We start from the raw sequence: 20,570 nt of genomic DNA on the forward strand, positions 1-20,570 counted from the left end.
CTAGCGCTGGGTAGTCAACCTATCCAGCGCTATGTTTAGTACAAGTTTGTTTTTATTTAAACTTCGCTGCCAGTGTTACACTGTTTGCAACAAGCCCCGTGCTTCTCATATAATGCCCCACTCGCAATTCCAGCGAATTGAAGTGGTTCCAATTCATGACTCCGTTCAACGGCATGAGCTTAAACCCAGCACCCACAAAATGCGACTGCAAGGCTGAAACGTCATAATCGCTGGTATGAAATTCGCTCGACGCCGAATTTTGTTGGTAAGGAGCGAAATAGTCAATCGCCGTTTGGGTATTAAAACGATAAAAAGGAGTGATGACAACGAACGGCGACATTCGGACTGAAGTTTCGAGGCTGGCCGTATGGGCCGTCATCCCCCAGTCATCTTGGTAAAAACGATAGGAAGTACGGAAAATAAATTTATCGCCCATAAAGTAATTGGCTCGAAGCGCAATTGGTAGCTTTATACGCGTCCCTGGTAGTTTTTCAAGCCCTTCGGAGCCATTATTGAAATACACACGGTGATAAGGCGTACTCAATAATCCTTGTTGGTACGATGGTTCGGCAATCAATGCCACTTGTAAGCGAGCATTGATAACTTGGGCCCAAGAAAACGCCGCTGAAAAAGATTGTCGCGGTTTGTAGTCAATCGGATTGGGGTCGCTTTGGGCCCCAGACCCATATCCTACTGGACGCAATTCTACTGGTAAAATAACCGACCACGTATCAAAAAATGCGTTGATTTTAACGCCAAATTCACGGTTATTATCGCGGGAGTTTTTTACAAAATTAAGGCTCCCCCCCAACGATTTGTAATCGTATTCTGTAGAGGCCGAACCCGAAATCCCAAAGGTTGTTCTCGATTTTTCATCTTTCATCGACCAACCAATCGTTGGATACACGCGTGTATCACGATAAGAGGCCGAAGTGAGCGAAATAACCGCGTTGGGGTCGCTTGTCGTTCGCGAAGGTTTAGAACGTCCTCCACCTTTACTCGAAGCCGACGTGACGGTCTGAGTTACAGGCTGTATGTTGGTTGAAGAACCACTTGAAGAAGCGCCCGTCAAGGTACCTTGCGTTACTGGATTTGGATTTATTTTATCCGACGAAGCCGACGTGTAGGTATCCACCCCCATGTCCACGGTCAATGAGTGTTTGCGCTTTTTAGCATCCGTTTTCACCCATTTAAGATCCAGCGTATTTCCAAAATCAGTTAGTTTTTCGGTACCAATACCGCCAGTAACAGCAGAGTTATTACCATTTTGGTGATAATAACTTGAGACCAAATTTACTTCTTCTAATTTTAGTTTTTTTACTTGGTAGTTTGAGTTCGTCGCGAGGCTTTTTTGTTGGGCATTAGCCCCGCACAAAAAACTCAAATAAAGTCCAACGGCAATGGTTAATTTTTTCACTTGAAATTCATAGGTTAAAAAAGAGTTTAGCCTCACAAGAAGCTTTCAGATAGACTATACGATGCCTACAATGTAAACGTTGCGAAAACTGCTCTATTTTTTCTTTTAAAAAACATAAAAACGGGGAAGCAAAGTCGCCTTTACTTCCCCGTTTTTGAATTACAGCAAAAATTTATTGGTGTCTCAACGACTCTCGCCCAATTTCTTTTATTGAACGGCAGCCCGCCAAAGCCATGGTAAGATCAAAGTCTGCTAAATAATTTGACAATACTTCTTTTACACCTGCACTTCCACCCAATGTAAGCCCATATACGTACGGACGCCCCAAGCACACAGCCGTTGCGCCCAAGGCCAGCGCTTTGAATATGTCAGCGCCACCACGTACACCGCTGTCGATAAGAATAGGCATACGGCCTTGCAGTGCCTCGGCAATCAGCGGCAGCATGTCCATTGTCGCAACGGCACCATCTACTTGCCGACCACCGTGGTTGGATACCACAATCCCATCTAGGCCATAATCAAGGGCTTTCAGTGCATCATCGGGATGAAGAATGCCTTTCAACAAAATGGGCAGTTTTGTGCGTTTTCGTAAATAATCCAAGTTTTCCCACGTCAACGATGGCCGTGTATAAATATCTATGAATTTTTTGACGGCTTTGCGGGGATAACCCGAGGTAGCGTTTTGCCAAAAACTACCTGGATAATGGCTAATCGCGCTAAAAAGCGTACGAATGGCATCAAAAGTGATGGTTGGTTTCGGCGCAGGTGTGGCATCTGGCTCGTCTAACAACTTTCTAAACACGGGGTCAGAAGTATATTGCGCAATGCCGAGACCGTGTATAAAAGGCAAATACGCCAATTCTAAATCTTGGGTTCTCCAGCCCAAAAGGGTCGTGTCGAGGGTAACAACAATGGCTTCGCAGCCTGATTTTTCAGCCCGCTCTACAAAACTCGCCACGAGCTCATCCGACTTACTCCAATATAACTGAAACCAGCGCGGTTGCGAACCCATCGCCTCCGCGCATTTTTCCATTGGTACTGATGCTTGATTGGAAAAAATATATGGAATTCCTAGGTCCGCTGCCGCCTTAGCTACCCCCAAATCGGCCTCAGGATGAACCATTTCCAATACGCCAATCGGCGACAGTAAAAGTGGGTAAGGTAGTTTTCGGCCAAACAAGTTAATACTGGTATCTCGCACCGACACATCGCGAAGCATTCGAGGCAACACCCGCCATCGTTCAAAAGCCGCGCGGTTTTGAGCCATGGTGCTACCGTGACCAGCTCCTCCCCCAATATACGCAGCCGCTTTGGGCGACATAGCACCAAGTGCTTTTTTTTCTAAAAGGGTATTATCAACAGGAATCGAAGAAACCAAACCCGATGCACCGTCGAGGTATATCTTTTTTTGACGCTCAAATCCATTCATTTTCACCAAATGATTTACTTACCAACAAGTCAGACGATTGCTCAGTAGGGAATGCCTATTTTTTTATAGATGAAGTGCATCAGCCACGCGGGACCAATCATTAAAAATTGTAAATCTTTAAAAAAAGAGGGTTTTTTCCCTTCTACTTTATGCCCCCAAAATTGCCCTATCCACGCTATCACAAAAATAGCAACTGATACTTTCCAAAGCGTAAAACCTTGGTTTTCTATCTGTTGTGCCAAATACAAACAAAACCCTGAGAAGAACAAAAGCCCAATTGCGAGAGTTACCGACAGACGGAAATAGTAAATACTTACAAAAGCTAAAATCAAAATGGCCAGGTTTAGCTGGAGCGTTTCGGTAATGGCAAAAGGTAGCTTTACTCCGTACAATAAACCCACGATGCTAAAAAAGATGGCAGGAACACATATCCAATGTACAAGCTTGTTGGTAGGGTTTTGGTGGCTTTCTCCGTATTCATTCAGCCAAGAATCAATTGTTCTCATAAATCAAAAAGGTTGGTTTTAGTCTTCTCAAATGTATCACTTTTTATTGAAAATTTTAGACATTTCCACTTGTCTTAAAAAATCAGCAACACCTTATTTTCATGCCTTTTTGTGTCATTCTTTGTTTCTATTATTCTTATTTTTTCAAAAATTCTAAAACCATCTTCCTGTAAAAAACGTAGTTAGGAAAGAATAAACCATTTTTCATGTACGTATGAATCCTTCCATTGAACAAATCAACTTACGAATTCAGCCACTACGCCAACAAATTATTAACCACCCAATTTATGCTGCTATCGACAGCATCGACGACCTAAAAATCTTCATGCAGTATCATGTCTATGCCGTTTGGGATTTTATGTCGCTCCTAAAATCATTACAACAATCACTGACTTGCACAACTGTCCCTTGGTATCCGAAAGGTTCGGCAGATACCCGCTTTCTAATCAATGAAATTGTGGTAGGAGAAGAATCTGATGTTGACCTTGAAGGGAATCGAAAAAGCCACTTTGAACTCTATTTGGATGCCATGCACCAAGCCAAAGCAGACACTCAACCTGTTTTAGATTTTATCCAACACTTTTTGACTTCGGGGCAACTTTCAAATGCGTTTCAGCTTGCAGGTACACCTGCCGCTGCCGCAAATTTTGTGACGCATACGTTTGATGTCATCAATAGCAAAAAAGACCACCTTCAAGCAGCGGTCTTTACGTTTGGGCGAGAAGATTTGATACCGAATATGTTTGTTTCGATGGTCAATGATTTAAACCAAACAGCTCCCGACAACATCTCAATTTTTAAGTATTACCTCGAACGTCACATTGAAGTAGATGGCGACCACCATAGTCATTTAGCGATTCAAATGACCGAAAATTTGTGTGGCACAAACGCCGCTTTTTGGGAAGAAGCCGAAGAAGCCGTGGTAGCCTCTTTAGAACAAAGACTCGCGCTTTGGGAAGGGGCCTACCACGACATTTTGGCTAAAAAAAGTGAGTTAACAATCAATGTTTAGGGCAATCGCAGGCATTGCGTTTACGAAATAGCCCCCACATAAAGCCTTTACGTTGGCGGTTTCGTCTCTTCTTACGCAGCGTTTTCGCATCAGAAGCAGCTTCAATGGTCGTCATTTTGGCAATCGAAGCTGTTTTTGCTTGGGCGGTTGGCAATTCAAGCATTAGCCCCAAAAACATCAATAAAAATATCTTTTTCATGTCAAAAATTTATAATCGGTCTTTTATTTACCAACGTCTGCGATTACCCCGATGGTATTGATAACGTCCGCGACTTTCGTACCGATGTGGAGGGCGGTATCGTGGTGGGGCTACGTAAACCCGAGGGCGATACGCGGGCGGCGGTGGCACTACCCGAACGTAAGGGCGGGGGGCATAATAAGGGTCATAATACCGCGAACGATATCCTCCTGAATAAAAACAGCTACTTAAAACGGTAGCAAGCACCAAAAAGGTGGCTAAAAGTGTGAATCGGGTTTTCATAGCTAATTAGATTAATTTGTTACCACTAAATTAACGTTTTCCAACGAATTTTAATGCAAAGACAATTCAAAAAGTATTTACCCCCATTTCATATAAGTAGTTAGCAGTCAGCTTTCAGCAGGCAGTACTGTAAACTTTTACGCCAAATGAAAACTATTTAGACGCAAAAACGGCCTCAAAAAAGGTGGCCAACTTTTGTTCATCTAATTGACCGTTGGAACGAACACTACTGCACAAATCCAAACCAAAAGGTTCGACGGTTTCAATCGCTTCACGCACATTCTCCGCCCGAATCCCCCCTGCCAAAAACAAAGGAATTGAAATACTTTCGCGAATTTTCCGACTTAGCGCCCAATTGTGTACCCGCCCAGTTCCCCCAAGTTCTTTTACTTGAAGGTTGGGATTACCGCTGTCCAACAACAAAGCATCAACGTGATGGGCAATTTCAATGGCCTCCTCAACAGTTCGTTCGTCAATCACGTGAATGACTTGAACGAGTTTGACCGCTGGCAATTGCGCCCGAATTTGTCGGTACGTTCCTTCTGCCAAGGCATCAACCATCTGAATCGTCGTTGTATTCACTTTTTGGTGGTGTTCAATAATGGAAGCAGCCGACGTCTCACTCGTTAGTAAGAACGTTGAAATTGGTGGTGGCACTTGCTGAGCAATTTCAGCAATAAGATCATCTGTAATAACGCCAGGCCCGCTAGGCATTTTTCCCACCAATCCTAACGCAGACGCTCCATGCGCAACCGCAAGGCGTGCTTCGGCTACGCTACTGATACAACAAATTTTTACTCGTGGTATTTGTCTCATTGTAAACTATACTTCAAAACGCTTCAAAGTTACACTACTAATGGACTCTTTTGCTAACGTAAGCCCCATGTTTTATACAGTACAGAAATTTACGGCATTAATCCAAAGATGACCTGCATCATACCATCATGATTTACTTTCTCTTAGTTTAGACTCTCTTACAAAACATAAGATGTATCACGCCGTTTCACAAACATGCTGGATTTATGAAAAAGTATTGGGCGCCTAGAATAGTCATTTGGTTTATAGTTCTGCTTACTCTTTACAATACAGCTGTAATCATGGCGCAACTCCCCTTGCTGAGTGATTCAGTAAGGCACGAATCGGTTACAATTCCCGCCAGAACCGTTGCTACAGAACAGCCATTATCGATGGATAAAACCTTCGGGACTGGAGTACCAGCCCTACCACCTGCAAAAGTTAGAATAGGGTATGTCGTTCCCTCCAACCGCACTCCTCAACCCCACTATAAGGAAAATCTTCAATTCGCGGTTGAAATGGCGCAAATGTGGTACCGTAACAACATGCTCCAAAATGGTTTCGGGCCGAAAACGTTTATTTATGAAACCGAAGAAGAATCTCCAAGACCCAAAATTCACCTAGTCAATGTCCCTGAAACCGATGATTATTTGTGGGGAGGAAATGGAAATGTACTTTTTGAACGAACAAAGATCGCTGCCAAAAATGTAGGATTAACCGTAGATTTTGAGGGAGAGTTATGGATATTGATTCCCGAAACGCACGTACAAAATCCAGATGGCAGTTTTTACGGCGGTTTGGCTTTGGGAGGAGGGGGAGGAAGCGGAAAAAATTCGGGGTTAATGCAGTTAGGAAGTACCGTTATACAATTATTTAACCCTCAACGACTACTGGATAACACCCCTTATGCTGGTCAGACGGTACCCGAATGGGGGCCTTATCCCTTGGTGCAAAATACCTCTTTTATGTGGTTTGAAGGAGAAACCTTCAGCTCAGTAGCATCGTCCTATTTAGGGGCCTTGTGCCACGAGATGGGACATGCTTTCGGGCTCAGTCACGATGCTCGCCACGACAATAATGCCTTTGGAGGATTAATGTATAACGGATTAAGGGGAATACGTGGGAGTTTTTTTCCAACACTTTACCCTAAAGAATACACTAGATTGGAATATGGCTCATCGGTTCAGCTCAACGAAAGCCATTACTTCAACCGTATCAAAACCGTAAATTCTGCCCCAAGCCTCACTATACTAACTTCAACTATCCTGTCACCAGTTGATGGATTACTCCATATAAGTTTTAATGCAGCTGATGCTGACAGCATTTCTTACGCACAACTATTTGACTACCAAGGAAATGTTATTGATGAATTGGTATTTGAAAAATCAAACTCAAATCCTACCTCAATAATAGCCACGTTTAAAATCCCTTATTATACGGCAGGGCAAAACAATGCTTTTTCTATTTCAGTGTGTGATCGGCAAGGGAATCGGAAGGTTTCTTCTGCCTTTACCCTCAATGTGACTGAGGGGAATCAGGCGCCTAAACCCTTTTTAAAACTTCTGTACCCTACCACTGCAAACACGGGGCCATTTACTCGATTTGACGCAACGACAACCACAGACCCCGACGGCGACTCCTTCACAGTTGAATTCGACGTCAACAATGATGGTATTTTTGATACACCTCCGCTGAATACTCACTATTTCGACTATATAATCCCTGAGCAAGGCCCTTACCTTTCGCGTATTCGGGTAACTGATGCGCACGGTGCGTCGGCCATTTCGAGTCCGATTAGCGGAAATTATGGAAATACCTGCGGCGTAGATGCCCCTACAATCAGTGGCATCCCTGAGGTCTGCCCAGGTGCGTCGGTTACATTGACGGCTTCTGGTTGTTATGGCACCTACTTATGGACTACGGGTGAGACTAGCTCTTCCATTATTGTCACTCCAAATGCTACCACCAACTATTCCGTCACATGTACCTATGATTGTAACAGTCTGACAAGTAAGCCTTTTACAGTGTCAATCATTCCCGATACTGTTTCACTTACAGGCACCAACATATCAGGAATTGAGCGGACAGCGGGTACGCTTATTTCCACGCAAAATATACCTGATAAAACAAATGGATTGTACATAGCCAACAATAGCGTTACGTTGTTGCCAGGCTTTCAGGCACAAAGAAGAAGTACATTTACAGCCCTTTTAAAAGGGTGCAGTGAGCCAATCGCCCACATTGACAATAGTTATGCGGGGGGCGGGGTAGCTCAAACTATTTCTATTTTGACTAACGATCAAAACCCCGATGGCACAGCAGTAACGAATCTAACTCAAATCTCCTTACCAACCCTTGTAACTAGCCCTACCAAAGGTACAGTAACGGTCAATCCAAATGGTAGCCTCAACTACTTTTCCAACGAAAAAAGCGGAACCGATCGCTTTGTTTATGCCATTTGCAATCGAAGCAATCCCTCCTCCTGCTCACAAGCGCAAGTAACAGTCAATTTACAACCCTACTTTTCTCCACTTTCCAATAATAGCTTTGAAGACTCCGTAAGTTTTGTGAGTAGTACTTTAACCCTACCTTGGTTAAAAGCAGGCTGGAAGATTGACCAAGGCGTATTTTCATGGCTCAGGGGGCAAGGGAGGAATGGCTCAAATTGCATCAAAATATATTCAGGCCCCGCCTATGGGTCAGTACAAAGTAATGACCTACAAGTGTATCAAACCATTCGGGTGATACCCTATACTAATTATATTTTGAAGGGTTGGATCAAAACTCAGGACATCACTACGCAAACCAATTCAAATGGCGTGGGAGCTAATTTGAGTGTAGTTACAAGCACAAGCAATCCTAGTTTTCCTCCTCGTAGTAAAGATTTAAAAGGCACCAACAACTGGACATTGATACAGCTTCCTTTCAACTCAGGAGATGGGTACGTGAAAATCACTTGTCGTTTGGGTTTCACTTCTGGTGATTGTGAAGGAACCGCTTATTTTGATGATTTAACGTTAGAAATGTTAAAATAATTGAAAAAATTTGACTCCGTTGCACTCACTTTCAGCATTTAAATAAATTTATTCTGAGTAAAATTTGTACAAATTGGAATCACACGATGTTGTAATTATGTCACACTAACAAAAAAAGCCGCTACGAATTTTCATCGTAACGGCCTGATAATCAGTGTAGCGGGGAGCAGGATCGAACTGCCGACCTTAGGGTTATGAATCCTACAAATTATGGTTTAATATGGATTCATCTACTTCAATATGTGCTGATTATCAGCAATTTACAAAACTATCATATTAGATGAATCCATAAAAAAATGCCATTTGTTGTACCTATGTTGTACCAAATTTTTTGTATCTTTGTTTACTGAGTTTAGAACCTGCGAACAAAATTTCTATTTTTTTATGGCATCTTCATTAAAAATTGTGCTTCGCAAAAAGAAGAACAATGACGGCACCTATCCGTTGGCTCTACGCGTTACGGTTAATCGCAAAACCACCTATATTTATTTAGGGCATAACTTAAAAGAATCTGATTGGGATGCAGTAAATCAAAAAGTGAAAAAATCTTACCCTAATGCAGTTCGTTTAAACCATTTCATTCTACAAAAGAAAACTGAAATTAGTGACAATTTACTAACGGTAAAAAGTCAGACAAAGGAAGTCGTTTTAAGCACAGTGCGTAAAACGATGGCCCCTATCACAGAAGCCAGCTTTTTTGAACAAGCTACTATTTTTATAGATAATATGCACAAAGCGGGTAAGTACAATCGAGTAAAAACAGACCAAACGCGCATAAATCATTTTCGGGACTTTCTCAAGGGCAAAGATATTCCCTTCTCAGAGATTACTGTGCCACTACTTAACCGCTATCAAGCATTTCTTAAAGGGAGCAGAGGCATTTCTGAGCGAACTATTGTCAACCACCTTCTAATCATTCGTACAATTTACAATCAGGCCATTAAGGGTGGTTTAGTCGATAACAAAGCTTACCCTTTTGGCAAAGGGAAAATAGCCATCAAATTTCCTGAGTCAGTAAAAATTGGTCTTTCGCCCGAAGAGGTAAAGATAATTGAAGAACTAGACTTATCCGAAAACGAATACTTTCATCACGCGCGTAATATTTGGCTATTCTCATTTTATTTTGCTGGCGTTCGTATATCCGATGTATTACGTATGAAATGGTCTGATTTGCAGAATGATCGACTTTACTACGCGATGGGTAAAAACCTCAAGGCTGGGTCTCTTAAAGTACCCGAGAAGGCATTGCGGATTATTAACCAGTATCGAATGCAAGAAAAGAAAAACGATTTAATTTTTCCTGAACTCAAAGTCTTGAATGACTTGAATGATACCTACAATGTGCAACGTAAAATATCATACGCCGTTAAACGCTTAAATAAAGCTTTGCTGCATGTGGCAAAGCAGGCAAATATCACCAAACCACTCACCATGCATATTTCCCGTCACACCTTTGGGAATATATCAGGCGAAAAAATTCCAGTGCAGATGCTGCAAAAACTGTATCGTCATTCCAGTGTAATAACCACCATTGGATACCAAGCCAACTTTATCAATAAAACCGCTGACGATGCCTTGGAAGCAGTAATTGGAAGTTAAAGAAGAGTTTAAGAAAGTACCCTTCCCCGTTAAAGTGTGTTGTTCGAGCCTCCAAATTATCAATTCCAACACCCATAGATACGATTGAACACCCAAGTTTCAATACCTTCAGGTGCGATTGAAAGGAAAGTGGCCACCTACACTACCTTGAACCTGCTAGTTTCAATACCCTCAGGTGCGATTGAAAGAAGGCCACCTCGTTATTATTTTCTGAATCAAGCAGTTTCAATACCCTCAGGTGCGATTGAAAGGCGCGTGGGAGACTTGGGCATGATGAAAACCAGTCCAAAGTTTCAATACCCTCAGGTGCGATTGAAAGTGAGTTGGCGGTGCAGTTGCCCATCGAACAAGTGAGTTTCAATACCCTCAGGTGCGATTGAAAGTTGTTACCTTGCACTAAGATACTATCGACGTACCCAGTTTCAATACCCTCAGGTGCGATTGAAAGTGGTGGGGCTGTAATTCAGGCTACTGGAGTTACCAGTTTCAATACCCTCAGGTGCGATTGAAAGATAAATTGTCGCTGTGGCATAGTGAAGCCTTCGCCTGTTTCAATACCCTCAGGTGCGATTGAAAGTATCTGATGAGCTGGAGTCAGACCATGAACTACTGTGTTTCAATACCCTCAGGTGCGATTGAAAGCTCTTCTTCAAGTGAGTAAGAACCAGTCTTATGCCTAGTTTCAATACCTTCAGTTGAGATTGAAAGATACGCTTTTTTCTCTGAGGGGGTAGCTTTTGCACGTTTCAATACCCTCAGGTGCGATTGAAAGTGGTGTGCTTTCGACTGGAAGAACTGGCGATTCCGTGTTTCAATACCCTCAGGTGCGATTGAAAGTTGCAGAGTACAAACGCAAATCAGATGAAGCCTACGCAGGTTTCAATACCCTCAGGTGCGATTGAAAGGGCGTCTCTCCCTGCGAATAGGTTGGTGGAATTCTGTTTCAATACCCTCAGGTGCGATTGAAAGTTCTCGCAATTGGTGAGCATATCGTAACAAATCAGTTTCAATACCCTCAGGTGCGATTGAAAGTATTGGGGCGTTGAAAAGCTTTGTTGATGAGTCGAGGTTTCAATACCCTCAGGTGCGATTGAAAGTTGGCTCGAAGCATTGCTAATTTTCGTCATCATTTTGTTTCAATACCCTCAGGTGCGATTGAAAGGATTAAAACGACAAGCAATATCATTGGTTTTATTGGTTTCAATACCCTCAGGTGCGATTGAAAGCGTCAACAAAGCCGCATCCATAAAACTTCATAATTTCAGTTTCAATACCCTCAGGTGCGATTGAAAGGTGTCGGTGACAAAATATAAATACCATATTGGATTGAGTTTCAATACCCTCAGGTGCGATTGAAAGCAACCTCACGAGCCTTATTGTGGACCGCATTAATCAGGTTTCAATACCCTCAGGTGCGATTGAAAGCGCTATGCCACTATAGAAGCATTAGGCCAAATGTAGTTTCAATACCCTCAGGTGCGATTGAAAGAAATTGAGCCTTTCACAATCCGTAAAGGGTTTTCTAGTTTCAATACCCTCAGGTGCGATTGAAAGATGGGTTCGTGGCGATTCGATAGCGAAGACTGGTGTTTCAATACCCTCAGGTGCGATTGAAAGAAAGAAGCGAGGCGAAAGTGTGGGGGAGCTGGTATTGTTTCAATACCCTCAGGTGCGATTGAAAGCTTGTCTCCAGTTGTAGTATTGATTCATCTCTTTTTTGGTTTCAATACCCTCAGGTGCGATTGAAAGTCCGTGGGGTCATGGGCATATTATCGCAGACGTGAGTTTCAATACCCTCAGGTGCGATTGAAAGTTTGGGACAGACGACGAAAAAGCCTTAGTCCGAAAGTTTCAATACCCTCAGGTGCGATTGAAAGTTAGGGTTGAATGAAACACGCCTTCCGCCCCGATTTGTTTCAATACCCTCAGGTGCGATTGAAAGACAGCACCGCCGAATGGGTGTACTACGAGGCAGCGAGTTTCAATACCCTCAGGTGCGATTGAAAGTAACATAGTTTACTGGATTCCTAATGACGCGAATTTGGTTTCAATACCCTCAGGTGCGATTGAAAGTCCGAGAAACGTTCCTTGAGATGCACTTAACCCATGGTTTCAATACCCTCAGGTGCGATTGAAAGCGCGCTGGGAACTACGCTCCCTGGAATGTTAGCTAGTTTCAATACCCTCAGGTGCGATTGAAAGAAGGTCATTTTGTTGACTGACTCACCCGCGAAACCTGTTTCAATACCCTCAGGTGCGATTGAAAGCTGCCTTTGAATAGCAAGTTTGAGCAAACGCCCAGGTTTCAATACCCTCAGGTGCGATTGAAAGCGTTGCCTTTAAGACAAAGGTGGCTACCCTGCTTGTTTCAATACCCTCAGGTGCGATTGAAAGCAGGTGTCTTGATTCGTACGTGCGTGAAGATGAGCGGGTTTCAATACCCTCAGGTGCGATTGAAAGTTCATCTAGTTGATTGTTTTTGTTGTTTAAGAACGGGTTTCAATACCCTCAGGTGCGATTGAAAGCATTGCATAGGGGCCAATGAAAAAGTACACCATACGTTTCAATACCCTCAGGTGCGATTGAAAGATAATTTGGGCTACTCGCTGTATAGCTGGAAACACACGTTTCAATACCCTCAGGTGCGATTGAAAGCTTGATAGAAATATCCAGAGGTCGCCACCCTTTTTGTTTCAATACCCTCAGGTGCGATTGAAAGCCAGTCTGATAGGCTTGACCATAGGTAGGGTTTTTAGTTTCAATACCCTCAGGTGCGATTGAAAGTTTTTTGCAGGGTAAAGACTCCCTTGCAGATGGTTGGTTTCAATACCCTCAGTGCGATTGAAAGCAGGGGTTTGGCTTGAAACAACTCGCTTAAATAATGTTTCAATACCCTCAGGTGCGATTGAAAGCTTGATAGAAATATCCAGAGGCCGCCACCCTTTTTGTTTCAATACCCTCAGGTGCGATTGAAAGTGGCAGGCGTAGCCACTGACCCAACGGCCAACACTAGTTTCAATACCCTCAGGTGCGATTGAAAGTCAACTTCACTACCCGCATGGCGGGCATTGCCCCTAGTTTCAATACCCTCAGGTGCGATTGAAAGGAAACCACGCACTCGCAGGGTATTTGACAAGCTACAGTTTCAATACCCTCAGGTGCGATTGAAAGAAATTGAGTAAGCCGTTACGTGAGCATTACAACCAAGGGTTTCAATACCCTCAGGTGCGATTGAAAGTTTGTCCTACACAAAGCGAATAAAAAATTTAATCATGTTTCAATACCCTCAGGTGCGATTGAAAGTCTTTGCTGTTTGTGGCCGCTTGCTGACGACGTAAGTTTCAATACCCTCAGGTGCGATTGAAAGCAATTAAAAACCTATGACCTCCACATCGGAATCGACAGTTTCAATACCCTCAGGTGCGATTGAAAGCGTTGCTGCATGGAGAGACTACCTACGAACTACCTAGTTTCAATACCCTCAGGTGCGATTGAAAGTAAACCGCCCCCCTTCGCGTTCTTGAAGGGGAGCGTAAGTTTCAATACCCTCAGGTGCGATTGAAAGAGTGTTTTTATTCTTGGTCGTTGCAGAAAATAATCTGTTTCAATACCCTCAGGTGCGATTGAAAGCATACGTACCCGCTACCTCGCTGGCAGGGCTAGGGGGTTTCAATACCCTCAGGTGCGATTGAAAGTTCGGGTGATTTTGTTGACGTTGGTAGATTTCTTTGTTTCAATACCCTCAGGTGCGATTGAAAGGATTTTTTTTGCGAATGGTTAAAAGTAATGCCTTAGTTTCAATACCCTCAGGTGCGATTGAAAGTGACGCACTTGGGGAAAGACAAGTATATCATAGATTGTTTCAATACCCTCAGGTGCGATTGAAAGCATGACTCCATTTGCTCAACTTTCTCTTTGTTGCGTGTTTCAATACCCTCAGGTGCGATTGAAAGCTGCTGTGCTTGGATTGTGCATTATGAATAAAACATTGTTTCAATACCCTCAGGTGCGATTGAAAGGAGGCACTCTATTTTTTTCTTCGTTTTTTCACGAGTTTCAATACCCTCAGGTGCGATTGAAAGCAAACGTAGATTCGTTAGATGCCAAACTTTTGCCCTGTTTCAATACCCTCAGGTGCGATTGAAAGAGGCATGGAAAGCCCAACAAAATGCTGATATCGCATGTTTCAATACCCTCAGGTGCGATTGAAAGTCTTTGAACTGATGCGGCGCGGGGTGTTTCGTTTCGAGTTTCAATACCCTCAGGTGCGATTGAAAGTTGGCGATGACTGGGTTTGGGTATCTTTCCAACACCGTTTCAATACCCTCAGGTGCGATTGAAAGCCAATCGCCAGTGCCTAATTTTCGCTCAACCGCAAAAGTTTCAATACCCTCAGGTGCGATTGAAAGCGCCAAGACTTATAAGGACACCTAGCCCCTGTACAATGTTTCAATACCCTCAGGTGCGATTGAAAGAAAATCGTTTCCAGCGCGTCCATGTTAAATAGTTATGTTTCAATACCCTCAGGTGCGATTGAAAGGCCTTGAAACGCTCGAAGCTGTCACCCGCCAAAATTGAGTTTCAATACCCTCAGGTGCGATTGAAAGGAGGTAGTGGAATTTCATTCAGTATCTCAGGGTCTGGTTTCAATACCCTCAGGTGCGATTGAAAGCTGCTTGGTTTCATCCAAGAAACAGTACAACAAGAGTTTCAATACCCTCAGGTGCGATTGAAAGAACTGGTTATAAATTTAACGTTGGCTCTCACGGAAAGTTTCAATACCCTCAGGTGCGATTGAAAGCCCCTAAAAGCTACGGCGCGAAGGGTGACGGAACTAGTTTCAATACCCTCAGGTGCGATTGAAAGAATCAGGGAAACGCCCTGTTATTTGGCTCAATACGAGTTTCAATACCCTCAGGTGCGATTGAAAGCTCGGCGAGTTGCTGGCCACCCATAGCGGTCATCTTGTTTCAATACCCTCAGGTGCGATTGAAAGGTGGTTTGGTTGCAATTATTATTGCAATTATTCAAAAGTTTCAATACCCTCAGGTGCGATTGAAAGTGCAAAGTGGCTTTCCACCCGGTGAAATGCAATACAGTTTCAATACCCTCAGGTGCGATTGAAAGCGGGCAGCGCGGCAACCTCATTGCCCGATTTAGAAAAGTTTCAATACCCTCAGGTGCGATTGAAAGAATCAGTATCACGAGCTCAAGCGCAAAGTAGATGTGTTTCAATACCCTCAGGTGCGATTGAAAGAATCAGAAGCTGGAGTGTTATTTTCGGCCATGACTTTGTTTCAATACCCTCAGGTGCGATTGAAAGTTTTACCTTCCAATTGCGAATCATCTCGTTCATAAAGTTTCAATACCCTCAGGTGCGATTGAAAGCCGCAAAAACGAACCTTCGTGCGTTGTGGAAAATCGAGTTTCAATACCCTCAGGTGCGATTGAAAGAAGAGCAGCTTCTGATGACGGCCGAGCGCCTGCATGTTTCAATACCCTCAGGTGCGATTGAAAGCGGCGCGGGCTTTGGTGATGGTTTGCCCTGCTTTTAGTTTCAATACCCTCAGGTGCGATTGAAAGAAGGCCGTCGATTGGGGGTTTTTCGGTGGGTTTTGGGTTTCAATACCCTCAGGTGCGATTGAAAGATGAAAAAAAATTATACACCAAAAAACTTTTTAATAGTTTCAATACCCTCAGGTGCGATTGAAAGAATTTTTTTTCTCCGAAGAATCCACAAAATGGTACAGTTTCAATACCCTCAGGTGCGATTGAAAGTGTTACCAAAGCCGAAAGCAGAATAGAGGTAATTAGTTTCAATACCCTCAGGTGCGATTGAAAGAAACCTGCGAAACGTGGGTAGAAACCTAATCAAAAAGTTTCAATACCCTCAGGTGCGATTGAAAGATTAAAAACCGCCGTAAGCGCGGCGGCGATGTTATGGTTTCAATACCCTCAGGTGCGATTGAAAGCGAACTGGATGCGGATTACTACTACCTAGCCGTGTGGTTTCAATACCCTCAGGTGCGATTGAAAGTGTGCCATACGATCCACAGGATCCGTATTTCATCATGTTTCAATACCCTCAGGTGCGATTGAAAGTATTCTGCCCAGGGTGGAGTTCGGACAATTAGCCTAGTTTCAATACCCTCAGGTGCGATTGAAAGCCCTCAGAGGTCTAGAGGTTGCTTCGCTTCAAGAGTTTCAATACCCTCAGGTGCGATTGAAAGGTGATTTTGCAAGCGTGAACAAACGCAGCTCTTTCAGTTTCAATACCCTCAGGTGCGATTGAAAGGGTGTCAGTTTCTGCTAACCCCTTAAAACCTTCAAAGTTTCAATACCCTCAGGTGCGATTGAAAGTGATAGTCCTGTATCATCGTTGCTTTCGTCGTCGTGTTTCAATACCCTCAGGTGCGATTGAAAGGGTCTAACCAACATTATGCTTGGTGCTGCCAAAGCGAGTTTCAATACCCTCAGGTGCGATTGAAAGCTTCTGCCTGAGATGTCTCACTACCATGAGTCCCAGGTTTCAATACCCTCAGGTGCGATTGAAAGCGCTTCCATCCGTAACTCTCGAAGCCCTTAACAATAGGTTTCAATACCCTCAGGTGCGATTGAAAGAGCTATGCGAAAAATCAAACATTTCATGGCGCTGTAGTTTCAATACCCTCAGGTGCGATTGAAAGGCGTGTTTTGTGCTTTCATTAGCGCATTCTGATTAGTTTCAATACCCTCAGGTGCGATTGAAAGATGCGTGGAGGGAGAAAGCCTTTGCTTGTTGAGTTTAGTTTCAATACCCTCAGGTGCGATTGAAAGTCGCTACATACATAGCATAAAGCACGTATTTACTGTGTTTCAATACCCTCAGGTGCGATTGAAAGTCAAAGCTGAGGGTTTGGGTGTTGGGGTCGATAGGAAGTTTCAATACCCTCAGGTGCGATTGAAAGTGTACTTACCGTTTGCCACTGGCGTCGATGGTGACAAGTTTCAATACCCTCAGGTGCGATTGAAAGTGGCCGTTGGTGTATGGCCTTGCCGCATTACTCATGTTTCAATACCCTCAGGTGCGATTGAAAGTAGTAAGCGGTCAGCCACTTTGTAGCCTAGTACTTGTTTCAATACCCTCAGGTGCGATTGAAAGTGATAATGGTTTGAACAGTTCCAGTCCCATCCATCGGTTTCAATACCCTCAGGTGCGATTGAAAGTAATAAGCGCTTTAGATGAGTTCACCTTAACTGACATGTTTCAATACCCTCAGGTGCGATTGAAAGCAAAAGTTTGCAACCGTTTACGCAAGCGACACAAAGTTTCAATACCCTCAGGTGCGATTGAAAGCGTCATATTACACCCCTCGCCTGACTATCGAATTGCGGGTTTCAATACCCTCAGGTGCGATTGAAAGTCTATCTCCGCCCTCGTTATAGCGACGAATCAAGCGGTTTCAATACCCTCAGGTGCGATTGAAAGTCAAGTAGGCGACACCCTCAAAGCGACAGGAAAAAGTTTCAATACCCTCAGGTGCGATTGAAAGTATTGGAGCGTATGGCGCCGCTGCAAAATTGCGAAGTTTCAATACCCTCAGGTGCGATTGAAAGGATAAAGAAGTTGCATGATAATATGCTAAAGCATCAGTTTCAATACCCTCAGGTGCGATTGAAAGTGAGCGCAATTTGCGGCATTTCTGCGGTAGTCATAGTTTCAATACCCTCAGGTGCGATTGAAAGCTGCGCTTGGTAGGAATGTCTTGGCTGGTTATCTCGAAGTTTCAATACCCTCAGGTGCGATTGAAAGCAATTGCACAGCGCACAGGACAAAGCACGTTTATTTGTTTCAATACCCTCAGGTGCGATTGAAAGGCTTTTATACCGCCGTTTCCGCCAGCTCCGTAGGTTAGTTTCAATACCCTCAGGTGCGATTGAAAGCCACGTGCTTCGATTTGGCTGAATACGTGTTCAATGTGTTTCAATACCCTCAGGTGCGATTGAAAGTTACTGTTCTTCCGTCCTTCAAGTATCCGATAAGCGTGTTTCAATACCCTCAGGTGCGATTGAAAGCTGAAATAACAGGCTTGTAGCTGTCCACTTTTTCGGTTTCAATACCCTCAGGTGCGATTGAAAGTCAGCGTAAGACACGTATGGCATCAGCTTCAAGGCTTGTTTCAATACCCTCAGGTGCGATTGAAAGAAGTACGGAGGACGAACCCGAACCGAAGTATGTAAGTTTCAATACCCTCAGGTGCGATTGAAAGCCAGAAACCCAACCACCTAACAACACAGGGAGCGGAAGTTTCAATACCCTCAGGTGCGATTGAAAGTTTTCACACACTCAAATTCAGTTGGGTTTTTCTTTAGTTTCAATACCCTCAGGTGCGATTGAAAGTGTTCCCATGCCACAATACTAGCCTTAATACGCGCGGTTTCAATACCCTCAGGTGCGATTGAAAGTGAATAATCGGCAATCAATCACGCTTGCAAAATCAGTTTCAATACCCTCAGGTGCGATTGAAAGTGCAGGAGCCGCAACGGGCGGTTCGGTAGCAGCAAGTTTCAATACCCTCAGGTGCGATTGAAAGTACTGTAAATCGCGAAGGAGACGGCGTGTATTACGTAGTTTCAATACCCTCAGGTGCGATTGAAAGCCGCTACAAAAACGCTGATTAGAGCGTTTTGAGGCCGATTTTGCTTCAAAAATACGATAAAAAAGTCGTCAATCTACAGAATTGTAAAAATTACTGTAGGCTGACGACTTTAGTTACTTGTCTCATTTACAAAAACTTAGACAAAATTCACTGAAAAGAAACAGCAGCTTGAACCCTAACAATGATAGGAAACAACGTGGACGACGACATGGGATTAGCCTAACTCAAAGGAAACGAGTTCGTTGACCTTTTTCTTCTCCTAGCGCAATTCGCTCTGTGTAACGCTCATCTCGCATTTGGTAAAAGACAACCCCATCCCCTTCCTGCATCAGTTCTTCGGCCTCTAATTGCAATGCTTTAAATTGGGCGTTTGTCAACTCGCCTTCAAAAACTGAATTTTGAATCCACGTTAAGTAGCGTCGAAACAACTTCAACATTTTTCCAACTCGCTTTTGATTAACATCATAGACGGCAATAAAATAAGGCATATATCAAAAATGATTTCACAATACGTCAATGAACTTGATTGATAATTCATATTCAACATTTTACCACCACATGTGTAAACCCTGATAAGGCTCTTTCACGGAATCACAAAAGTGACGTACAAGCTTATAACATTCCATCCGAATTAGACGTTCGTAAGAGACTTTACGATCCAAAGTACGGTGTTGAACGGTTTGGCTTAGACGTTCATCCCAATGTTTTACAAAAATTTTGCGTCCAGTTTCTGACAAATAGCATCCACCCAGATGTTTTTCAAAATGTTTGGGGCTAATTTCACCCGTTTTTAAAAGCCGAAAAATAGCTCTATCCACCAACAATGGTTTAAACACTTCCGCAATATCTAGTGATAATGAAAAACGTCGCTCACCAGGTTCATGCAAAAAAGCAATAGTAGGGTCCAAAGCAGTACGGTAAATTTGACGCAGTACAGTATTGTAACAAATCGAATTACCAAAAGAAATCAAGGCATTCAATTCATTGGAAGGTGGTCTTCTTTCTCTTTTGGTAAAAGGAAATTGGTGCGCCACATTTTCACCCAAAAAATAGGGCCATAACCGATAATAACGGTCACGTATGCGGCCCTCGACGGCCATTAGACTTTGAATATCTGTCGTTTGCGGCAATGCTTCACGGTCGCGAGTGAGTGCCAAAAGCGTTGCTTGTACAGCTGCGCGTGCCTCCCCTTCCAATCGTGGCTGATAATATTTGATAACTCGTTCAATATTAAATAAGGCTGCTTCAACGAAGGCTTGCGCCAAAACGAGCCTCTTTTTAGCACTCAAATAAAACTGTGCTTGTTGTACCTTTAAATGTCCAGAAAGTTGATTGTCGCGTGGGTAGAGAGTGGCAGTGTAATTGCCGTAGTAGTCATAAAAAAAGGCGGGAATACCTTGTTGTCCTAGAAAAGTAATTAGTTTTGAATTAATATCGACTTCGCCAAACAAAAATAAACTATCTACACTTTCGACGGGAAATGGAGTTCGCACCCCGTCAGCTTCTGCCGATGGTAGGGCTTCGTCGCCAGGAGCATCGTCGGGAAGTCGGTCTCCTGTCATTTTCTCCAAAGCTAAGGTATTATGCTGCCGTTTTAATCGCCCACTAGAGAACAAATAATAAGGTCTTTTCATTTTAAAACGTGGTTATCATGCTG

At 43.4% G+C, this 20,570-nt stretch carries 11 protein-coding genes and 2 CRISPR repeat arrays; of the genes, 3 read left to right on the forward strand and 8 right to left on the reverse strand.

Features of this window, described 5'->3' with window-relative positions; all coding sequences use genetic code 11:
• Positions 1-52: 52 nt before the first annotated feature.
• The 3 genes from AC23N5_RS24020 to AC23N5_RS24030 form a co-directional block, all read right to left on the reverse strand.
• Positions 53-1,417 (reverse strand): DUF3570 domain-containing protein, encoded by a 1,365-nt coding sequence (locus tag AC23N5_RS24020; protein WP_487757562.1) that lies wholly within the window; start codon positions 1,415-1,417, stop codon positions 53-55.
• 172 nt (positions 1,418-1,589) lie between these two features.
• Positions 1,590-2,846, reverse strand: a complete 1,257-nt coding sequence (locus AC23N5_RS24025; RefSeq protein ID WP_487757563.1) for a lactate 2-monooxygenase — start codon at positions 2,844-2,846, stop codon at positions 1,590-1,592.
• Between the two features lie 41 nt (positions 2,847-2,887).
• The gene (locus AC23N5_RS24030; RefSeq protein ID WP_487757564.1) at positions 2,888-3,352 is read right to left on the reverse strand and encodes an Mpo1 family 2-hydroxy fatty acid dioxygenase; all 465 of its coding nucleotides are present in this window, start codon (positions 3,350-3,352) and stop codon (positions 2,888-2,890) included.
• 214 nt (positions 3,353-3,566) lie between these two features.
• Between AC23N5_RS24030 and AC23N5_RS24035 the strand changes: the two genes are divergently transcribed.
• A complete protein-coding gene (locus AC23N5_RS24035; protein ID WP_487757565.1) occupies positions 3,567-4,364 on the forward strand; it encodes a DUF3050 domain-containing protein in 798 nt (265 codons plus the stop codon).
• Here the strand turns inward: AC23N5_RS24035 and AC23N5_RS24040 are convergent.
• The 3 genes from AC23N5_RS24040 to AC23N5_RS24050 all read right to left on the reverse strand — a co-directional run bounded on the left by AC23N5_RS24040 (position 4,354) and on the right by AC23N5_RS24050 (position 5,661).
• Positions 4,354-4,563, reverse strand: a complete 210-nt coding sequence (locus tag AC23N5_RS24040) for a hypothetical protein (RefSeq protein WP_487757566.1) — start codon at positions 4,561-4,563, stop codon at positions 4,354-4,356. The two genes, AC23N5_RS24035 and AC23N5_RS24040, sit on opposite strands and share 11 nt — an antisense overlap.
• Before the next feature lie 27 nt (positions 4,564-4,590).
• Positions 4,591-4,845, reverse strand: a complete 255-nt coding sequence (locus AC23N5_RS24045; RefSeq protein WP_183976842.1) for a hypothetical protein — start codon at positions 4,843-4,845, stop codon at positions 4,591-4,593.
• A gap of 153 nt (positions 4,846-4,998) precedes the next feature.
• Positions 4,999-5,661 carry a phosphoribosylanthranilate isomerase gene (locus tag AC23N5_RS24050; protein WP_487757567.1) on the reverse strand — a complete coding sequence of 221 codons (663 nt, stop codon included), beginning with the start codon at positions 5,659-5,661 and terminating at the stop codon, positions 4,999-5,001.
• A gap of 206 nt (positions 5,662-5,867) precedes the next feature.
• Here AC23N5_RS24050 and AC23N5_RS24055 point away from each other — a divergent pair, with 206 nt between their 5' ends.
• Together AC23N5_RS24055 and AC23N5_RS24060 are read left to right on the forward strand one after the other, a co-directional pair.
• A complete protein-coding gene (locus AC23N5_RS24055) occupies positions 5,868-8,675 on the forward strand; it encodes an Ig-like domain-containing protein (RefSeq protein ID WP_487757568.1) in 2,808 nt (935 codons plus the stop codon).
• A 384-nt stretch (positions 8,676-9,059) separates the two neighbouring features.
• Positions 9,060-10,274 carry a phage integrase SAM-like domain-containing protein gene (locus AC23N5_RS24060; protein ID WP_487757569.1) on the forward strand — a complete coding sequence of 405 codons (1,215 nt, stop codon included), beginning with the start codon at positions 9,060-9,062 and terminating at the stop codon, positions 10,272-10,274.
• A 96-nt stretch (positions 10,275-10,370) separates the two neighbouring features.
• Positions 10,371-13,059: a CRISPR direct-repeat array (repeat unit 29 nt; unit sequence GTTTCAATACCCTCAGGTGCGATTGAAAG).
• A 98-nt stretch (positions 13,060-13,157) separates the two neighbouring features.
• Positions 13,158-18,913: a CRISPR direct-repeat array (repeat unit 29 nt; unit sequence GTTTCAATACCCTCAGGTGCGATTGAAAG).
• A gap of 224 nt (positions 18,914-19,137) precedes the next feature.
• On the opposite strand, the gene cas2 is transcribed toward AC23N5_RS24060, so the two are convergent.
• Positions 19,138-19,401 carry a CRISPR-associated endonuclease Cas2 gene (cas2, locus tag AC23N5_RS24065; RefSeq protein ID WP_487757570.1) on the reverse strand — a complete coding sequence of 88 codons (264 nt, stop codon included), beginning with the start codon at positions 19,399-19,401 and terminating at the stop codon, positions 19,138-19,140.
• A 60-nt stretch (positions 19,402-19,461) separates the two neighbouring features.
• Complete coding sequence (gene cas1b, locus AC23N5_RS24070) at positions 19,462-20,547, reverse strand: type I-B CRISPR-associated endonuclease Cas1b (RefSeq protein WP_487757571.1); 1,086 nt, start codon at positions 20,545-20,547, stop codon at positions 19,462-19,464.
• Between the last annotated feature and the right edge of the window lie 23 nt (positions 20,548-20,570).

This window comes from Runella sp. R5_40 (assembly GCF_057652295.1).

What these genes read in the sequence shown, in the direction of transcription:
- AC23N5_RS24055 (WP_487757568.1), top strand. Translation starts at nt 5,868, where the DNA reads ATGAAAAAGTATTGGGCGCCTAGAATAGTCATTTGGTTTATAGTTCTG.
- AC23N5_RS24060 (WP_487757569.1), top strand. Translation starts at nt 9,060, where the DNA reads ATGGCATCTTCATTAAAAATTGTGCTTCGCAAAAAGAAGAACAATGAC.
- AC23N5_RS24030 (WP_487757564.1), bottom strand. Translation starts at nt 3,352, where the DNA reads ATGAGAACAATTGATTCTTGGCTGAATGAATACGGAGAAAGCCACCAA.
- AC23N5_RS24045 (WP_183976842.1), bottom strand. Translation starts at nt 4,845, where the DNA reads ATGAAAACCCGATTCACACTTTTAGCCACCTTTTTGGTGCTTGCTACC.
- AC23N5_RS24040 (WP_487757566.1), bottom strand. Translation starts at nt 4,563, where the DNA reads ATGAAAAAGATATTTTTATTGATGTTTTTGGGGCTAATGCTTGAATTG.
- cas1b (WP_487757571.1), bottom strand. Translation starts at nt 20,547, where the DNA reads ATGAAAAGACCTTATTATTTGTTCTCTAGTGGGCGATTAAAACGGCAG.
- AC23N5_RS24025 (WP_487757563.1), bottom strand. Translation starts at nt 2,846, where the DNA reads ATGAATGGATTTGAGCGTCAAAAAAAGATATACCTCGACGGTGCATCG.
- cas2 (WP_487757570.1), bottom strand. Translation starts at nt 19,401, where the DNA reads ATGCCTTATTTTATTGCCGTCTATGATGTTAATCAAAAGCGAGTTGGA.
- AC23N5_RS24050 (WP_487757567.1), bottom strand. Translation starts at nt 5,661, where the DNA reads ATGAGACAAATACCACGAGTAAAAATTTGTTGTATCAGTAGCGTAGCC.
- AC23N5_RS24035 (WP_487757565.1), top strand. Translation starts at nt 3,567, where the DNA reads ATGAATCCTTCCATTGAACAAATCAACTTACGAATTCAGCCACTACGC.